At 73.3% G+C, this 15,331-nt stretch carries 16 protein-coding genes; 4 read left to right on the top strand and 12 right to left on the bottom strand.

Annotated elements, in window-relative coordinates; translation table 11 throughout:
- Positions 1 to 41 precede the first annotated feature (41 nt).
- From ACIQUT_RS24325 to ACIQUT_RS24315, 3 genes are all read right to left on the bottom strand, one after another.
- Positions 42 to 239 carry a hypothetical protein gene (locus tag ACIQUT_RS24325; RefSeq protein ID WP_403565592.1) on the bottom strand — a complete coding sequence of 66 codons (198 nt, stop codon included), beginning with the start codon at positions 237 to 239 and terminating at the stop codon, positions 42 to 44.
- A gap of 149 nt (positions 240 to 388) precedes the next feature.
- Positions 389 to 850: a molybdenum cofactor biosynthesis protein MoaE gene (locus ACIQUT_RS24320; protein ID WP_403565590.1), complete on the bottom strand. Its 462-nt coding sequence runs from the start codon at positions 848 to 850 to the stop codon at positions 389 to 391.
- Between the two features lie 229 nt (positions 851 to 1,079).
- Positions 1,080 to 2,138 (bottom strand): SDR family oxidoreductase, encoded by a 1,059-nt coding sequence (locus tag ACIQUT_RS24315; protein ID WP_403565589.1) that lies wholly within the window; start codon positions 2,136 to 2,138, stop codon positions 1,080 to 1,082.
- 304 nt (positions 2,139 to 2,442) lie between these two features.
- Here ACIQUT_RS24315 and ACIQUT_RS24310 point away from each other — a divergent pair, with 304 nt between their 5' ends.
- Entirely contained in the window at positions 2,443 to 3,876 is a 1,434-nt protein-coding gene (locus ACIQUT_RS24310; protein WP_403565587.1) for a zinc-dependent metalloprotease, read from the top strand.
- Entirely contained in the window at positions 3,873 to 4,409 is a 537-nt protein-coding gene (locus ACIQUT_RS24305; protein ID WP_403565585.1) for an NUDIX hydrolase, read from the top strand. The genes ACIQUT_RS24310 and ACIQUT_RS24305 overlap by 4 nt, the downstream gene beginning before the upstream one ends.
- An 87-nt stretch (positions 4,410 to 4,496) precedes the next feature.
- Here the strand turns inward: ACIQUT_RS24305 and ACIQUT_RS24300 are convergent, their stop codons facing one another.
- The 4 genes from ACIQUT_RS24300 to ACIQUT_RS24285 form a co-directional block, all read right to left on the bottom strand.
- The gene (locus tag ACIQUT_RS24300) at positions 4,497 to 5,252 is read right to left on the bottom strand and encodes an AIM24 family protein (RefSeq protein WP_403565584.1); all 756 of its coding nucleotides are present in this window, start codon (positions 5,250 to 5,252) and stop codon (positions 4,497 to 4,499) included.
- Positions 5,253 to 5,269: 17 nt separating this feature from the next.
- Positions 5,270 to 5,950: an AIM24 family protein gene (locus ACIQUT_RS24295; RefSeq protein WP_403565809.1), complete on the bottom strand. Its 681-nt coding sequence runs from the start codon at positions 5,948 to 5,950 to the stop codon at positions 5,270 to 5,272.
- A gap of 20 nt (positions 5,951 to 5,970) precedes the next feature.
- Positions 5,971 to 7,656, bottom strand: a complete 1,686-nt coding sequence (locus ACIQUT_RS24290; protein WP_403565582.1) for a TerD family protein — start codon at positions 7,654 to 7,656, stop codon at positions 5,971 to 5,973.
- 168 nt (positions 7,657 to 7,824) lie between these two features.
- Positions 7,825 to 8,469 (bottom strand): M48 family metallopeptidase, encoded by a 645-nt coding sequence (locus tag ACIQUT_RS24285; protein ID WP_403565581.1) that lies wholly within the window; start codon positions 8,467 to 8,469, stop codon positions 7,825 to 7,827.
- A 169-nt stretch (positions 8,470 to 8,638) separates the two neighbouring features.
- Here ACIQUT_RS24285 and ACIQUT_RS24280 point away from each other — a divergent pair, with 169 nt between their 5' ends.
- On the top strand, positions 8,639 to 9,745 hold the full coding sequence (locus ACIQUT_RS24280) for a ThiF family adenylyltransferase (RefSeq protein ID WP_403565579.1): 1,107 nt from the start codon (positions 8,639 to 8,641) through the stop codon (positions 9,743 to 9,745).
- Between the two features lie 150 nt (positions 9,746 to 9,895).
- Positions 9,896 to 11,224: an ABC1 kinase family protein gene (locus ACIQUT_RS24275; RefSeq protein WP_403565578.1), complete on the top strand. Its 1,329-nt coding sequence runs from the start codon at positions 9,896 to 9,898 to the stop codon at positions 11,222 to 11,224.
- 57 nt (positions 11,225 to 11,281) lie between these two features.
- Here ACIQUT_RS24275 and ACIQUT_RS24270 read toward each other — a convergent pair whose 3' ends face one another.
- The 5 genes from ACIQUT_RS24270 to ACIQUT_RS24250 form a co-directional block, all read right to left on the bottom strand.
- The gene (locus ACIQUT_RS24270) at positions 11,282 to 11,488 is read right to left on the bottom strand and encodes a hypothetical protein (RefSeq protein WP_179176814.1); all 207 of its coding nucleotides are present in this window, start codon (positions 11,486 to 11,488) and stop codon (positions 11,282 to 11,284) included.
- A 125-nt stretch (positions 11,489 to 11,613) separates the two neighbouring features.
- The gene (locus ACIQUT_RS24265; protein WP_403565576.1) at positions 11,614 to 11,943 is read right to left on the bottom strand and encodes a hypothetical protein; all 330 of its coding nucleotides are present in this window, start codon (positions 11,941 to 11,943) and stop codon (positions 11,614 to 11,616) included.
- The gene (locus ACIQUT_RS24260; protein ID WP_179176816.1) at positions 11,940 to 12,311 is read right to left on the bottom strand and encodes a WhiB family transcriptional regulator; all 372 of its coding nucleotides are present in this window, start codon (positions 12,309 to 12,311) and stop codon (positions 11,940 to 11,942) included. Before ACIQUT_RS24260 ends, ACIQUT_RS24265 begins: the two co-directional genes overlap by 4 nt.
- 184 nt (positions 12,312 to 12,495) lie before the next feature.
- The gene (locus tag ACIQUT_RS24255; RefSeq protein ID WP_403565574.1) at positions 12,496 to 12,837 is read right to left on the bottom strand and encodes a hypothetical protein; all 342 of its coding nucleotides are present in this window, start codon (positions 12,835 to 12,837) and stop codon (positions 12,496 to 12,498) included.
- A 167-nt stretch (positions 12,838 to 13,004) separates the two neighbouring features.
- Complete coding sequence (locus ACIQUT_RS24250) at positions 13,005 to 15,236, bottom strand: ATP-dependent DNA helicase UvrD2 (RefSeq protein WP_403565572.1); 2,232 nt, start codon at positions 15,234 to 15,236, stop codon at positions 13,005 to 13,007.
- Positions 15,237 to 15,331: the final 95 nt, after the last annotated feature.

Genomic DNA, 15,331 nt, shown 5'->3' with positions numbered 1-15,331 from the left:
TGGGCCCGGGTCCGGGGAGGTTCCGCGGGACGCCGTGAGCGTCAGACCGGGTCGGAACCGGAGTGTGCGGCCGCCTTCGCCCTGCTCGGGTCGGCTTTGTCCATGGCCTCGCGGAATCGTGCGTACCCCGCGAGCTCGGATATGTCTCCCTGAGTGCGGTCGCGTGCCGCCCAGCTGCCCCATATCGCCGCTCCGACGGCGGCGAACAGCGGAATCAGCAACCACGCCAGTGACGCCATGGACGTGCCTCCCAGCCCCGTGAAAAAGGTGCGTGTCGTTGTGGCTTCAACGCTCCTGCCCGTGGGGGGGTTACGCAAATCGAGGGCGTGTTGCGCGGCCGAACGGGTGGGACAGTACTCCCCCGCACCGACACCGCCGCGGCCGGGGGTCAGCAGGCGCCGACCCACTCCTCGGTGCCGTCCGAGAACGTCTGGTGCTTCCAGATCGGCACCTCGTGCTTGAGGTCGTCGATCAGCATCCGGCAGGCCTCGAAGGCCTCGCCGCGGTGCGGGCAGGACACGGCCACGACCACCGCGAGATCGCCGACGGCCAGGTCGCCGACGCGGTGTACGGCCGCCAGGGCCCGTACCGGGTACTTCGCCACCACGCGCTCGGCGATGCGGCGCATCTCCGCCTCGGCCGTCGGGTGGCAGGAGTAGCCGAGCGAGTCGACGTCCGCCCCGCCGTCGTGGTTGCGCACCGTGCCGACGAAGAGCGTCGTGCCTCCCGTCGCGTCGTCGCCGACGGCCTGGAAGGCCTCGTCGATCGAGAGCGGGGTCTCACGGATCGCGAGCAGTCGGATCGGGTCCGGAGCGGCCTGCTCGCCGGGGTGGTCGAAGTGCGGTGCCATGCAGCCATCGTGCACCACCGCTCCCACATCGCGGTATAGCCGGTTCGACCGGCTGTGCGGGGCAGGGGTATGGAGCCTCCTACAGGACCCGCAGCCCCGGGGTGCCGCCCGGGGGACGGCAGGCGGAACCGCCGCCGGGCGGGGGCCGTCGGCGGGGTGTGCGGGGCCGGGTCCGCGGGGCCGGGTCCGCGTCCCGGGATCCGCGGGGCGCGCGGGCCCGCAGGCGCGGTCAGATCCCGCGCCGCCTGCGGGCCCGGCGGACCACCGCGGCGGCGCCCAGCAGCGCGACCGTCGCACCCGCGGCCCCCGCGGCGGTGGCGTCCTTGCGCCCCAGCCTGCGGCCCGCGACCGTGTGCCGGCCCGCGACCTCCTGGAGCAGCTCGGCCAGCACCTCCTCGTTGGTCCAGCGCGGCCGCCAGCCCGCCGCGTGCAGCCCGCTGACGCTGACCACCCACGGGTACATGGTGTAGGCGAGGTCGCCCGCCGGGGACGGGGTCAGGCCGATCCGGTGCAGCCGGGCGGCCGCGCCCAGGGCGACCGCCGAGGGGAGCTCCATACGGCGGATGCCGCTCAGCTCCTCGACCTCGTCCTGCTCCAGCCAGCCCTCGCAGCCCACCGCCAGCTCGCCCTCGACCTTCTCCAGGGCGGCGTACTCCAGGGCGCCGACCAGGTCGTCGACGTGGCAGAACTGCCAGGTCGGGCGGGATCCGGCGACCACGAGCAGGCGCGGGGACTCGAAGTAGCGGGTCAGGGCCGTGTCCGTGCCGCCGACCAGCACGGCCGGGCGGACCACGGTGACGTTCAGGCCCGGGTGCGCGCGCGGCGCCCGGCGGCCCAGCCGCTCGATCTCCAGCAGGTCGCCGACGCCCGTGGCCTCGGCGGTGGCCCGCAGCTCGGAGTCCTCCGACAGGGGGATGTCGTTGTCCGGCAGCGCCCCGTACACCATCGCGGAGGTGCACAGCACGACCCGGCGCACCCCGGCCGCGGCGGCGGCCGTCAGGACGGTCTGGGTCCCCCGCACGTTGTACGCCGTTCGGGCCGCGGGGTCGGTTTCCAGGTCGAGGTCCAGCGCCAGGTGGACGACCACGTCCGCGCCGCGCAGTTTCTCGGCGATGGCGGGGTCCCGGACGTCCAGGACGTGCCACTGCGCGGTGGCGCAGTCGCCGCGCCGCTCGTCGATCGCGACGACCTGTTTGACCTCGTCCGACTCGGCCAGGCGCTGCACCAGCGCGGCGCCGACGCCGGTTGCGGCGCCGGTCACGGCGATCACGGGGCTGGGCCGGCGCACGGCCGCCTGGTTACGCGGCTGGCGAACGCCCTCGCCGTGCTCAGGGCGGTCCTCGTCGCCGTGCGGCGCGCGGCCGTGCTTATCCGAAAACTGCGGATCCGGGGAACTCACCAGGCGTCTCCAGCGGTTGTCTTCAGTAGGGACGTGTCGTGACGCGTACCCACCAGGTGATGTCCATCCTGCCGCAGCCCAGGAGTCGGCGGAGCATCGAGCCCGGAACCGGGTCCGGTGTCTACGCTGGTTGGTGTTGTGGGACCACTTGCCCGCCGGCACCCGCCGGCGGCCCTACGAGCCGAGGAAACCCGTGAGCGACACCCCATTCGGATTCGGCCTTCCGCCGGAGGAGCCGGAGAGCGGCGACGAGGGCAAGAAGAAGGGCAACCAGGGCGGCCAGGGCGGCCCGAATCCGTTCGGGTTCGCCGGTTTCGGCCTGCCCGGCGGCCCCGGCGGCCCCGGCGGCGCAGACAACCCGTTCGCCGCGATGTTCGGCTCGATGAACCCCGCCGACCTCGGCGCGGCCTTCCAGCAGCTCGGCCAGATGCTCAGCTACGAGGGCGGTCCCGTGAACTGGGACATGGCCAAGGACATCGCCCGCCGGACGGTCTCCCAGGGCACGCCGGACGGCGTGAAGGACACCAGCGTCGGCCCCGCCGAGAAGTCCGCGGTGGAGGAGGCCATGCGGCTGGCCGACCACTGGCTGGACAACGTGACCTCGCTGCCCTCGGGTGCCACCACGGCCGTGGCGTGGAGCCGCGCCGAGTGGGTCGAGGCGACCCTCCCGGTGTGGAAGGAGCTCGTCGACCCGGTCGCCGAGCGGGTCGGCGCGGCCATGGGCGGCGTGCTGCCCGAGGAGATGCAGGCCATGGCGGGCCCGCTGCTGGGCATGATGCGCTCCATGGGCGGGGCGATGTTCGGCCAGCAGATCGGCCAGGCCGTCGGCGTGCTCGCCGGCGAGGTCGTCGGCTCCACCGACATCGGGCTGCCGCTGGGCCCGGCGGGCAAGGCGGCGCTGCTGCCGCTGAACATCGAGGGCCTCGGCAAGGACCTCGGCGTGCCGTCGGAGGAGGTGCGGCTGTACCTGGCCCTGCGCGAGGCGGCCCACGCCCGGCTGTTCGCGCACGTGCCGTGGCTGCGTTCGCACCTGTTCGGCGCCGTCGAGGGCTACGCCCGCGGGATCAAGGTCGACACCTCGAAGCTGGAGGACGTGGTCGGCCAGATCGACCCGACCAACCCGGAGCAGCTGCAGGAGGCCCTGCAGGGCGGCATGTTCCAGCCGCAGGACACCCCCGAGCAGAAGGCGGCCCTGGCCCGGCTGGAGACGGCGCTCGCGCTGGTCGAGGGCTGGGTGGACGCCGTCGTGCACGAGGCGGCCAAGCCCCGGCTGACCTCGGCGGACGCCATGCGCGAGACCATGCGCCGGCGGCGGGCCTCGGGCGGCCCGGCGGAGCAGACGTTCGCGACCCTGATCGGGCTGGAGCTGCGCCCGCGCCGGCTGCGGGACGCGTCCCGGCTGTGGGCCTCGCTGACCGACGCGCGCGGCATGGACGGCCGCGACGGGCTGTGGGAGCACCCGGACATGCTGCCGACCGCCTCCGACCTCGACGACCCGGACGGCTTCGTCCACCGCGAGCAGCTGGACTTCTCCGAGATCGACAAGATGCTCGGCGAGGCGGCGGAGCGGCGTGAGCAGGGAGACCAGGGCGGGCAGGCCGACGGCAAGGGCGAGGGGAAGCAGTGAGCCTCCACGAAGACGCGGTCCTCGTCCTGAAGGGGTACGAGGGCCGGGACGAAGAGCAGCGTGCCCTGAGGGACGTCTACCTGGAGCACCTCGCGGCGCATCCGGAAGGGGTCTACAAGCCCTGCCAGGCGGGGCACGTCACCGGCAGCGCGCTCGTGGTCGACCCGGAGCGGGGCCGCGTACTGCTGACGCTGCACAAGAAGCTCGGCATGTGGCTGCAGATGGGCGGCCACTGCGAGCCCGGGGACGCCACGCTCGAGGCGGCCGCGCTGCGCGAGGCCGTCGAGGAGTCCGGCATCGGCTCCGGGCTGGCGCTGCTGCCCGGCGGCCCGCTGCGGCTCGACCGGCACCCGATCCCGGCGCCGTGCAACTGGCACCTGGACGTGCAGTACGCGGCGCTGGCCCCGGCGGACGCGGTGGCGGAGATCAGCGGGGAGTCGCTGGACCTGCGCTGGTTCCCGTACGAGGAGGTGCCGGCAGTGGCCGACACCTCGGTCGTCCGGCTGGTGGAGGCGGTGCGGGCGCGGCTGTGACGCCCGTACGGACGGAATGAGGGGCGGCTCCCCCGCGCGCGCTGCGCGGGGGAGCCGCCCCTCCTTCGTCCCGGACGTTGCTCCGGTCTAGTTCCAGACGTTGTTCTGGTTCTGGGCGTGGGCGCCGTGCTGGCCCATGCCGAACTGCGCGGCCACGCCCTGGCCGATCTGGGCGTTCTGCGGCGGCAGCACCTCGCTCGGCTGCACCAGGGCGAATCCGGTGCCGAGGAAGCTGAGCTCCCAGCCCTCGCCGGTGTTGCCGCGGCGGCGCCAGACGCCGGTGGAGTGGGTCTGGGCCTGCATCTGCACGCGCAGCGAGGTGGACCAGGCGACGATGGCGTCGGCGTCCACGTTGACGTACTTGTCGGGCGTGACGTGCATCATCAGCGGCTGCCCGGAGGTCATGAGGGCGACCTTGCCGCGGCCGGTGATGTTGAGCTGGTACTTGCCGGATCCGGAGATCCCGTACTGGCTGTCCACCGCGATGACCTCGCTGTGGAGGGAGGAGTCCATGGCCAGGACGTAGCTGCTGTCGACGGTGAGGCCCTGGTGGTCGACGTCCACGACGTGCACGTACTGGGCCAGGTTGGCCAGGTAGACCGTGCCCTGCCCGGAGCAGCGCATCAGGTCGAGGCCCTCGCCGGTGTGGCTGCGGGCGCCCCGCTGGTTGCTGCTCTGGTATTCGCCGTCGAAGTCGACGATGCCCTGGTAGGCGACCATGGCGCCCTTGCGGGCGAGCACGTCGTCGGTTCCGGCCAGGGTGACCCGCAGCAGCTGCGGGTTCTGGACGGCGTACCGCTCCTGGGACTGCTGCTCGGCGTAGCCGAAAAGTGAGCTCTGCATGATCTGTCCGCTCCCCCTCAGCCCCGCGTCCGGAGCCGGTCGGTGCTGTCCTCGCTGGGCTGTACGACGACGATGCCCTGGCCGGAGAAGGCCATCTGGTAGGCCTCCCCGCTGCCCCGGCCGATCATCGACGAGGCCTTGAAGCTGCGCTTGCCCTTCACCTTGAGGTTCGGGGACCAGGCGACGAGCGCGTCCGGGTCGACGTACGTCTCGTCGTCGCCGCGGCCGCAGTCGACGACGATCGGGGTGCCCCGGGAGGTGATGGCGACCCAGCCGGTGCCCGCGATCTGCACGTTGAACAGGCCCTGGCCGGCGAACTTGGCCATGCCCTTGACGCGCTCGACGCCCCACTGGAGGTGGGCGTCGAAGGCGAGCAGGTTGGTGCCGTTGACGGAGAGGGCGTCGTTGTTGAGGTTGACCACGACGACGTCCGCGCCGTAGTCGGCGAGGTAGAGCAGTCCGTCGCCGGTGCACTTCATCAGCGGGGCGCCCTCGCCGGTGATCCACTGGGAGGCCATCTGGCGCATGGCCGGCGGGTTGGGCTCGTACTGGATGAAGCCCTCGTACGCCACCATCGACCCGGTGCGGGCGAAGAGGTCCTGGCCGCTCTGCATGGCGACCTTGAGCATGGCGCGGCCGTGGTTCTCCATGCGGGCCGTGACGGGGGTGGGGGCGTAGCCCGCGAGCTGCTGGTTCATTGCGTTCATGACGGGCTCCCTCAGACCTCGTACGGCTGGACGACGATGAAGTTGCCGGGGGCACCGCGGAACTGGAGGTTCACGCTCTCCCCGCTGTGGCCGGGGTAGGCGTTGCGGCGCAGCCCGACCTGGCTGGAAACGATCACCTGGGAGGCAGCAGACCACGCGACGACGGCGTTGGCGTCCGCGAAGGTGGTCGGGGTGACGGGCAGGACGACGGGCGTGCCGTGCGTCTTGACGATCACCGTTCCGGTGCCGTGGAACTGCATGGTGAACAGGGCCCCGCCGGGGATCCCGTGGCCCTCGACGCGGCGGACCTCGTACTGGAGGGACTCGTCGAAGGCGAGGACGTTCTCGGAGGAGACGCAGATGGCGTCGCCCTGGAGCTCGATGGCGTGCAGGTGCGCACCGTTCTCGGCGAGGAAGACCTGGCCGCGGCCGCTGCAGCGCATCAGCTGCATCTCCTGGCCGGTGGCGTTGCCGACGATGCGGCCGGCGAAGCCCGCGCCCTTGTAGCTGAAGTCGACCTTGCCCTGGTACAGGACCATGCTGCCCTGGCGGGCCAGGACGGGCTGGCCGCCCATGGCCAGGTCGGCGCGCATGAGCTGCTGGTTCTGCGAGGTCCAGCGGGCGCCGGTGGGCACCTCCTTGTACGGCTGCAGCGCGGCGCCGAGGCCGGGTCCGGCCGCCGCGGGCACGGCGTGCGGGGTGCCCTGGCCGGGCGTCTGGCCGTACGGGGGCGGCTGCTGGCCGGGGACCTGCCCGTAGGAGGGCTGCGGCTGCCCGTAGGGGGCGGGGGTCTGGCCGTACGGGGGCTGCGGCTGCTGGCCGGGGACCTGGCCGTACGAGGGCGGGCCGGGCTGCTGCGGCGGGTGGGGCGGCTGGCCGTACGGGGTGGCCGGGGCCTGGGGTGCCTGCGGGGCCTGCGGGGCCTGCGGGGCCTGCGGGGCCAACGGCGCGACCATGGTGGGGGCCGAGTGGACCGGGGCGGGCGGGGCCGGCTGCTGGTACTGCGGGGCCGGGGCCTGGGGAGGCTGGGGGGCCTGGGGGGCCTGGACCGGGGCGCCGAAGGACGGTGCGGGCGCGGCCGCCTGCGGCGGGGCGAAGGCCGGGGCGGGAGCCGGGGCCGCGGGCTGGTCGGGGACGGCCTGCTGCGCGGGCTGCTCCTGTTCCTGCTCCTCGGCCACCTCGCCGCCGAAGTGCTGGAGCAGGGCGGCGAGTCCGCCGTCGAAGCCCTGCCCGACCGCGGCGAAGCGCCACACGTCCTTGAGGTAGAAGTCGCCGAGCATCAGCGCGCGCTCGGTGCTGAACTCCGCGCCGTTGAAGGAGTACCGGACGACTTCCTCGCCGCCGGCCACGATCCGGATGTAGCCGGGGCCGATCTGCGACATCTGGCCGTCGCCGTCGAGGGTGGCGGTGAAGGACAGCTTGTGGATGTGGGCCGGGATGCGGTCCAGCGTCACCCGGAAGGACTCGGTGTCGCCGGCCTGCGTGCCGAGCTGCTGGATCGACTCCTCCGGCGACTTCGGCTGGTTGTAGAAGACGAAGTAGCGGTCGTCCGAGAGCTGCTCATGGGCGTCGAGCCCGAAGCAGCTGATGTCGAAGGCGAGTCCCGGCCCGGCGATCTGCACGCCCACGTACAGGTCCGTGCCCGCCGTCAGATCGCTGATCCTGGCCTTGTGACCGCGTTGGAATTCCCTGGCCATGCGTAAGACCGTCCCCCATCCCGACAGTGAAATGCGTGCCGCTCAGGCTAGCCGCATCCGACGACATCAGGCCAAGCCGGTACCGACCCGGTACAAGTCGGTACCGACCCGGTACACGGCGCCCGGTCCCCGCGGGCCCGGCGCGCGGATGCCGGCGGCCCGCAGGTGTCAGTCGCCGCGGGGCTCGGGGACCTTGGGCAGGCGGTCGGCCGCAGCCACGCCCTCCAGGTAGCCGCGGGCCCGCTCGGTGCGCGGGTAGGCCTCCAGCAGTGCCCAGAAGCGCGGGCCGTGGCCGGCCACCAGGAGGTGGGCCAGCTCGTGCAGCAGCACGTAGTCGACCACGTACTCGGGCATCCCCTGGATGCGGTGCGAGAGCCGGATGCTGCCCTCGGCCGGGGTGCACGAGCCCCAGCGGGTGTTCTGGTTGGTGACCCAGCGGACCGAGCGGGGGCGGGCGCGGGCGCCGAGGTACTGCTCGGACAAACGGGCGGCGCGCTCGCCGAGTTCCGCGTCCCCGAGGGTGCGCCGGGTGTCCCGTGCGGCCAGCCTGTCGAGCATGACGCCCACCCAGCGCTGCTCCTCGGCCTCGGACATGCGGGCAGGGATGAGCACGACCGTGCGGTCGCCCTCGCGGTAGGCGGACACGGTCCTGCGGCGGCGCGCGCTCCGGCGGACTTCGACGGCGCGCTGCGTGGGGTCGGCGGACACGCCCACGACCGTACCCGTTCGGCGCGGGCGGGGGAGCCCCGCTCCGCGGTTCGGACCTGATCCATTCGCAGCGGGTCCCACATGTACCACCCTTCTCCATCTCATATGCCCAATAGGTCGTGCCTGTGGACAAACTCGCGCGCCGGATGCGACGGGCGGGCACTGTTGCGAGGACGGGAAACCGACGGCGGGAATCCGGCGCCGGGGAACCGGGGGCGGGAAACCGAGGGCGGTCCGCGCAGGCGGTGCGCCGACGAGGAGGAGGGGGAAGGCCGTGTATCCGAAGGTGAAGCCCGCGCTGGCCCGGGCGTGGCGGGATCTGCAGACGGTCCAGTTCGGGGTGACGCCGGCGCATGCGGTGGTGCTCGGCCCGGTCGACACGGCGACGGGGGCGCTCATCGACCGGATCGACGGGACCCGCGGCATGGACCTGCTGCGCACGGAGGGCGCGGCCATGGGGCTACCGGACGGGCAGGTGGACGGGCTGGTCCGGCGGCTGGCCGCGGCCGGGCTGCTCGACGACGCCACGGCGGGCGGGCCCCGGGCCCAGGCGGTACGCAAGCGGCCGGAGACGCTGGAGCGGCTGGGGCCCGACCTGGGCTCGCTCTCCCTGGTGCACCGCGAACCCGGCGGGGACCTGCGGGGCGTGGCGGCGCGTCGGGCGATACGGGTCCGGGTGCGCGGCAGCGGCCGGGTGGGCGCGCAGATCGCCGCGGTCCTGGCCGGGGCCGGCGTGGGCCGGGTGGAAGTGCTCGACGGAGGCCGGGTGGAGCCCGCGGATGTGGCGCCGGGCGGGCTCGGGCCCGACAGCGTGGGCCGGCTGCGCTCGGAGGCCGCTGCGGGGCTGGTGCGCGCGTCGGCCCCGGGGCGGGCACCGCGGGCGGCGGAGCGGGAGGGCCCGGAGACCGGCCCGGCCCTGGTGGTGGTCGCGCCGCGGGACGGCCTGGCCGCCTGGGCGCCGGATCCCGCGCTCGCGGCCGACTGGATCGCGGGCGGCGTCCCGCACCTGTACGCGGGGGTGCTGGAGGGCACCGGGATCGTCGGGCCGCTGGTGCTGCCGGGGGCCACGGCCTGTGCGGGCTGCATGGAGCGGGACCGGATCGAGCGGGACCCGGCCTGGCCGCGGATGCTGGTCCAGTGGCGCTCGGCGCACCGCAGACGGGCCGCCGCGGCCTGTGATCTGGGCCTGTCCACGGCGGTGGCCGGGCTGGCCGCGGCGCACGCGCTGTCCTTCGTCGACGGGGAGCTGCCGGCGTCCACCGCGTCCCGCTGGGAGGCCGCCCTGCCCGGGCTGCACTGGGAGCGCACCGGGATCCGGCCGCACCCGGGCTGCCCGTGCGCGGCGGCCACGCTGGCGGCGGAGGAGGAGGTGCGGGAATGAGACGGGCCGGTTCGGGTCTCGGACAGGGTGGGGCGATGCGCGCCGGAGGGCGCGGAAGGGCCATGGCAGGATGCGTGGAGGCCGCAGGCACGGGGAGGGCACCCCTGAACCGCCGCTTGCGCCACGGCTGTCTGGGAATTGGAGGGGCGCATGTCTGATCTTCCCCGGAAGGCGGTCACCCGTACCGTCAAACTGGCCGCGTTGCCGCTGGGCATCGCGGGTCGGGCCACCTGGGGGCTGGGGAAGCGGATCGGGGGCAAGTCGGCGGAGATCGTGGCGCGTGAGATCCAGCAGCGCACCGCCGAGCAGCTGTTCCGCACGCTCGGTGAGCTGAAGGGCGGTGCCATGAAGCTCGGGCAGGCGCTCTCCGTCTTCGAGTCGGCCCTTCCCGAGGAGTTCGCCGGCCCGTACCGGGCGGCGCTGACCAAGCTTCAGGAGGCGGCTCCGCCGCTGCCCGCTCAGACGGTGCACCAGGTGCTGGCGGAGCGTCTGGGGGACGACTGGCGGGACCTGTTCGAGGAGTTCGAGGACAAGCCGGCGGCGGCTGCCTCGATCGGGCAGGTGCACAAGGCGGTGTGGCACGACGGCCGGCAGGTGGCGGTCAAGGTGCAGTACCCGGGGGCCGGCGAGGCCCTGGTGTCGGACCTGCGGCAACTGAGCCGGTTCGCCGGGCTGCTGGGGCCGCTGGTCCCGGGCATGGAGCTCAAGCCGCTGATCCAGGAGATGCGCGACCGGGTCGTGGAGGAGCTGGACTACGAGCTGGAGGCCGAGGCGCAGCGCACCCATGCGGATGCGTTCGGGGACGATCCGGACGTGGTGGTGCCGGACGTGGTGCACCAGGGCGACCAGGTGCTGGTCACCGAGTGGCTGGACGGGACGCCGCTGTCGGAGGTGATAGCCGACGGCACACAGGAAGAGCGGGACCGTGCGGGACAGTTGCTGGCCCGGTTCCTGTTCACGGGGCCGGCGCGCACGGGGCTGCTGCACGCGGATCCGCATCCGGGCAACTTCCGTCTGCTGACGGGGCCGGAAGGCCGGATACGCCTGGGCGTGCTGGACTTCGGCACGGTCGACCGGCTGCCCGGGGGCTGGCCCAAGGCCATCGGCACCTCGCTGCGGATGACGCTGGAGGACGATGCCGAGGGCATGTACGGGCACCTGTCTGCCGAGGGGTTCGTGAAGGAGTCCATCGAGCTGGACCCGCGCGCGGTGCTGGACTATCTGAAGCCCATCATCGAACCCATCGAGGCGGAGGAGTTCACCTTCACCCGGTCGTGGCTGCGCGGCCAGGCGGCCCGGCTGGCCGATCCCCGCTCCCCCGCCCACCAGTTGGGGCGGCAGATCAATCTGCCGCCGGCGTACCTGCTGATCCACCGGGTGACGCTGAGCACCATCGGGGTGCTGTGCCAGCTGGGTGCGACGGTGCGGCTGCGGGGCGAACTGGAGGCCTGGCTGCCGGGGTTCGCGCCGCCGGAGTAAGGCCGGCGGAGGCCGGGGAGCGGGGGCTGCCGGGAGCGGGCGCGGTCGGGGTCGGGGTCACCACCAGGACGAGTCGAGGCGGCCCTCGATCGCCCGGAGGTTCTCCCGCGCGCAGTCCACGCAGAAGTACTGTCTGGTCCCGTTCTCCACCGAGCAGGTCCAGGTGGGCGGGGGGCCGTTCGGGGACCGTGTGCCGCAGCGCGCGCAGACGACGGGCTGGGCCTCGGGTTCCGACGGGTCGGGAGGGGGAGTCGGCTGGGCCACCTCCCGACGATATCCCCGCCGGGGGCGCGGGGCGGTCCGCAACGCACCGGGGGGACCGGTCCGTTCGGACCGGTCCCCCCGGTGTGCTGCCCGCGCCGCCGGGTGGCGGCGCGGGCGGGCTGGTCTCAGTGCATGACGGCCATGGCCAGTGCACGGCGGGCGCGCAGGGAGACGCGCTCGGCACGCCGCTGCATGCGGCGGGCGGCGACCAGGCGCAGGGCGCGACGCTCGGCGTCGGCCTCGCGCATGCGCTCGTCCATATGCGCACGGGCCAGGGCTTCTGGGATGAGTTGCATTTCGCGGGTCCTGTTCTGACGCGAGGTGATCGCGCCGGTGGTGATGAAGTCTGCGGTGGCGGAGCCGTGCGGCTTCTCGCTCGTTGTGTGGGCGGTCATGGGGGCCTGTTTCAGGGGGTCGTGCGTCAGGGGGCGGTCGATGGTTCCGATGGCGTTCATGCCGAGGCAACCGGGTTCTTGCGCGGGCGGCCACGGGGACGCTTGCGGGCGACGACCACGCCCTGGACGAAGAGCTCGCCGCCCCAGACACCCCAGGGCTCGCGGCGCTCGAGCGCACCGGCGAGGCAGGCCTCGACCAGCGGGCAGGTGCGGCACAGGGACTTCGCGTACTCGACGTCGGCCGGGGACTCGGCGAAGAAGACCTCGGGGTCGTAGGTGCGGCAGGCGACCGGTACGCCGAGGTTCTCGATGGCGTCGTCGAGCGCGGTGAGCGCGGTGAGGGGAGTCAAGGTGGAGTCCTCCGGGACTGCGGGCGGGGAGATCGTCTGGGTCTGCGGTACGGACGGGGCGTGCTCTTCGAGTTGCACGGTGTGTTCTTCCTCGTCTTGTTCGGTTAGTCGTTCCGGCCGGGTTCGGCCGGGGGCGGCTGGTACCTGGTCTTGCCAGTCCCGAGGCTCCTTCTCGCCGTCGTCCCCGTTCGGGGACAAACAGAAGGGCCGCGGATCCCGGGTGGGGTTCCGCGGCCCTGAAGGCGCCGGCCTGATCGCTGGATCAGGCTGGATCACTCCAGGGTTCGAGCCCACGGAAGGCCCACATCAGGTGGTGCTGCTGCTGCTTCGTCTGCTTCGTCTTGGATCCGGCACCGGCCGCAAAGGCGAATCCGTAGGCGTGAGCCTGGGCTTCTGCCAGTTCTGCCACCGGTGCCTGGGTCGGTCGCTCATTCCGCTCGCTCGCGGCCGGCGCGACGGGCGCGGCGGCCAGCAGGGCGCGGTTGTCGGCGGAAATCGCGGACAGACCGGTGCCCATGAGCGGGAGGAGCGAGGAGGAGCCGAGCGTGCAGGAAGCGGCGACCGAGCGATCGGTCATCTTGATGGTGGTGATGGTGCTGGTCACTGGTCTCGCCTCCTCTCGGCGTCTCGGGGACGGGCCCGGGGGCCTGTCCCATGCGTATTCGGATAAGTACAGCACGGATCCGAAGCTTCGTCAGAAGCCACCGTTTCCGTTGCTAAGAACCTATGGGGATCAGCTGGGCATGTGCAAACTATTTTTCCGACGAGTTTCTACGCGTCGGCCCCGCCCGCCGCGTCAGGCGCCTGACCTGCGCAGATGGCCAGGACCTCGGCTCCGTACCGATCGAGCTTCCGGCCGCGCACGCCGGGGATGACCGCGAGCTCGCCTGACCCGGCGGGCGCGGCCTCGGCGATCGCCACCAGCGTCTTGTCCGTGAAGACGCAGTACGCGGGCACTCTCTGCGCCCGGGCCTGTATCTCCCGCCACTCCCACAGCCGCCCGTAGAGGCCCTCGTCCATGTCGGACGGGCAGTCCTCACAGCGCATCAGCTTGAGCTCGCCGGCCGCGGTCAGCGTTCTGCCGCAGACCCGGCACCGCGCGGAGCCGCGGGGGGTGCGGCGGCGGGTCTCCCGCTCGGCCACCTCCCGCTCGGCCGGGGAGCCGACCCAGGCCGCGAGGGCCCCGGAGCCCGGCCTGAGCCCGTTCAGGAAGCGGCTGGGCTCACGGGAGGCGCGGCCGCCCGGAGAGCGCGAGAGGGCCCAGGAGAGGGTCAGGTGCAGCCGTGCACGGGTGACGCCGACGTAGAGGAGCCGCCGCTCCTCCTCGATCTGGTCGTCGGTCTTCGCGTACGTGATCGGGACCATGCCGTCCGTGAGGCCGACCAGGAACACGGCGTCCCACTCCAGGCCCTTCGCCGCGTGCAGCGAGGCGAGGGTGACGCCCTGGACGGTCGGCGCGTGCTGGGCGGCCCGGCGCTCCTCCAGCTCGACCGCCAGGTCGGCGAGGGTGGCCCCGCCGCGGGCCCGGGCGAAGTCCTCGGCGAGCCGGACCAGCGCGGCCAGCGACTCCCACTGCTCGCGGGCGGCCCCGGAGCCGGCGGGCGGCTCGGCGGTCCAGCCGGTGGCGCTGAGCACGGCGCGGACCTGGGCGCCTAGCCCGACGACGTCGTCGAGCAGCGGGTCGTTGCCCGCGGAGCGGGCGGCGCCGCGCAGGGCGAGGAGCGCCCTCTGCACCTCGGCCCGCTCGAAGAACCGCTCGGCGCCGCGCAGCCGGTACGGGACGCCGGCGTCGGCGAGGGCCTGTTCGTAGACCTCGGACTGGGCGTTGATGCGGAACAACACGGCGATCTCGCCGGCCGGGACGCCCGCGTCGATCAGCTTCCGGATCCGGGCGGCGACGCCCTCGGCCTCGGCCGGCTCGTCGGCGAACGCGGCGTAGACCGGGTCGGGGCCGGGCTCGCGCTGGGAGACCAGCTCCAGGCGGTGGGCGGCGGCCCGGCCGCCGGCCTGGGCGAGGAGCCCGTTGGCGAGGTGGACCACCTGGGGGGTGGAGCGGTAGTCGCGAACCAGCTTGACGACAGTGGCCTGCGGGTAGCGGATGCGGAAGTCCAGCAGGTGGTCCGGGGTGGCCCCGGTGAACGAGTAGATCGTCTGGCTGGCGTCGCCGACGACGCAGAGGCTGTCGCGGTCGCCGAGCCACAGCTCCAGCAGCCGCTGCTGGAGCGGGCTGACGTCCTGGTACTCGTCCACGACGAAGTGCTGGTACTGGCGGCGGATCTGCTCGGCGATGTCGTGGCGGTCCTGGAGGATGCCGACGGTCAGCAGCAGCACGTCCTCGAAGTCGATCATGCTGCGGTCGCGCTTGAGCTGCTCGTACGCCCCGTACAGCTGGGCGATCTCGGCCATGTCGCGGGGGGCGTCTCGGCCCGCCTTGAGGGCGGCCGCCGGATAGTCGGCGGGGACGGTCTGGGTGACCTTCGCCCATTCGATCTCGCCGGTGACGTCGCGCAGCTGGCTGCGGTCGAGGCGGACGCCGCAGCGGGTGCCCGCGTCGGCGACCAGCTGGACCTTGCGCTCGACGAGCCGGGGCAGGTCGCCGCCGACGGCCCGGGGCCAGAAGTACTGGAGCTGGCGCAGGGCGGCGGAGTGGAACGTCCGGGCCTGGACCCCGCCCGCGCCCAGGGCGCGCAGCCGGCCGCGCATCTCGCCGGCGGCGCGGTTGGTGAAGGTGACGGCCAGCACGCTGGCGGGCATGAGCTGCCCGGACCGGACGCCGTAGGCGATGCGGTGGGTGATCGCCCGGGTCTTGCCGGTTCCGGCGCCGGCCAGCACGCACACCGGTCCGCGCAGGGTCGTGGCGACCTCGCGCTGCTCCGGGTCCAGGCCCAGGAGCACCGCGTCGGCCGAGCCGGCCGGGTCGTCTGCGCCGGTGGGGAAGGACGGGAAGGGCGTTGCTGCTGTCACCCCGCCATGCTGCCAGGTCCGGACCTGCAGGCGGGACATCCGTCCACAGGGTGGTGGCCCCGGTCACACTGGTCGTACTTGACGTATGCGTCGTGCGACGGGTGCGGGAATGGCTGCGGGGTCCCGTACGTTCG

The sequence above is a fragment of the Streptomyces sp. NPDC090445 genome (assembly GCF_044769385.1).
Lineage (GTDB): Bacteria > Actinomycetota > Actinomycetes > Streptomycetales > Streptomycetaceae > Streptomyces.
This window is presented reverse-complemented; position numbering and strand designations above follow the sequence as displayed.

Bases quoted from the DNA above. Each gene is read 5' to 3' on its own strand.
- ACIQUT_RS24325 (WP_403565592.1), bottom strand. From the start codon at position 239: ATGGCGTCACTGGCGTGGTTGCTGATTCCGCTGTTCGCCGCCGTCGGA.
- ACIQUT_RS24320 (WP_403565590.1), bottom strand. From the start codon at position 850: ATGGCACCGCACTTCGACCACCCCGGCGAGCAGGCCGCTCCGGACCCG.
- ACIQUT_RS24300 (WP_403565584.1), bottom strand. From the start codon at position 5,252: ATGCAGAGCTCACTTTTCGGCTACGCCGAGCAGCAGTCCCAGGAGCGG.
- ACIQUT_RS24295 (WP_403565809.1), bottom strand. From the start codon at position 5,950: ATGAACCAGCAGCTCGCGGGCTACGCCCCCACCCCCGTCACGGCCCGC.
- ACIQUT_RS24290 (WP_403565582.1), bottom strand. From the start codon at position 7,656: ATGGCCAGGGAATTCCAACGCGGTCACAAGGCCAGGATCAGCGATCTG.
- ACIQUT_RS24285 (WP_403565581.1), bottom strand. From the start codon at position 8,469: ATGAGATGGAGAAGGGTGGTACATGTGGGACCCGCTGCGAATGGATCA.
- ACIQUT_RS24275 (WP_403565578.1), top strand. From the start codon at position 9,896: ATGTCTGATCTTCCCCGGAAGGCGGTCACCCGTACCGTCAAACTGGCC.
- ACIQUT_RS24265 (WP_403565576.1), bottom strand. From the start codon at position 11,943: ATGAACGCCATCGGAACCATCGACCGCCCCCTGACGCACGACCCCCTG.
- ACIQUT_RS24250 (WP_403565572.1), bottom strand. From the start codon at position 15,236: ATGTCCCGCCTGCAGGTCCGGACCTGGCAGCATGGCGGGGTGACAGCA.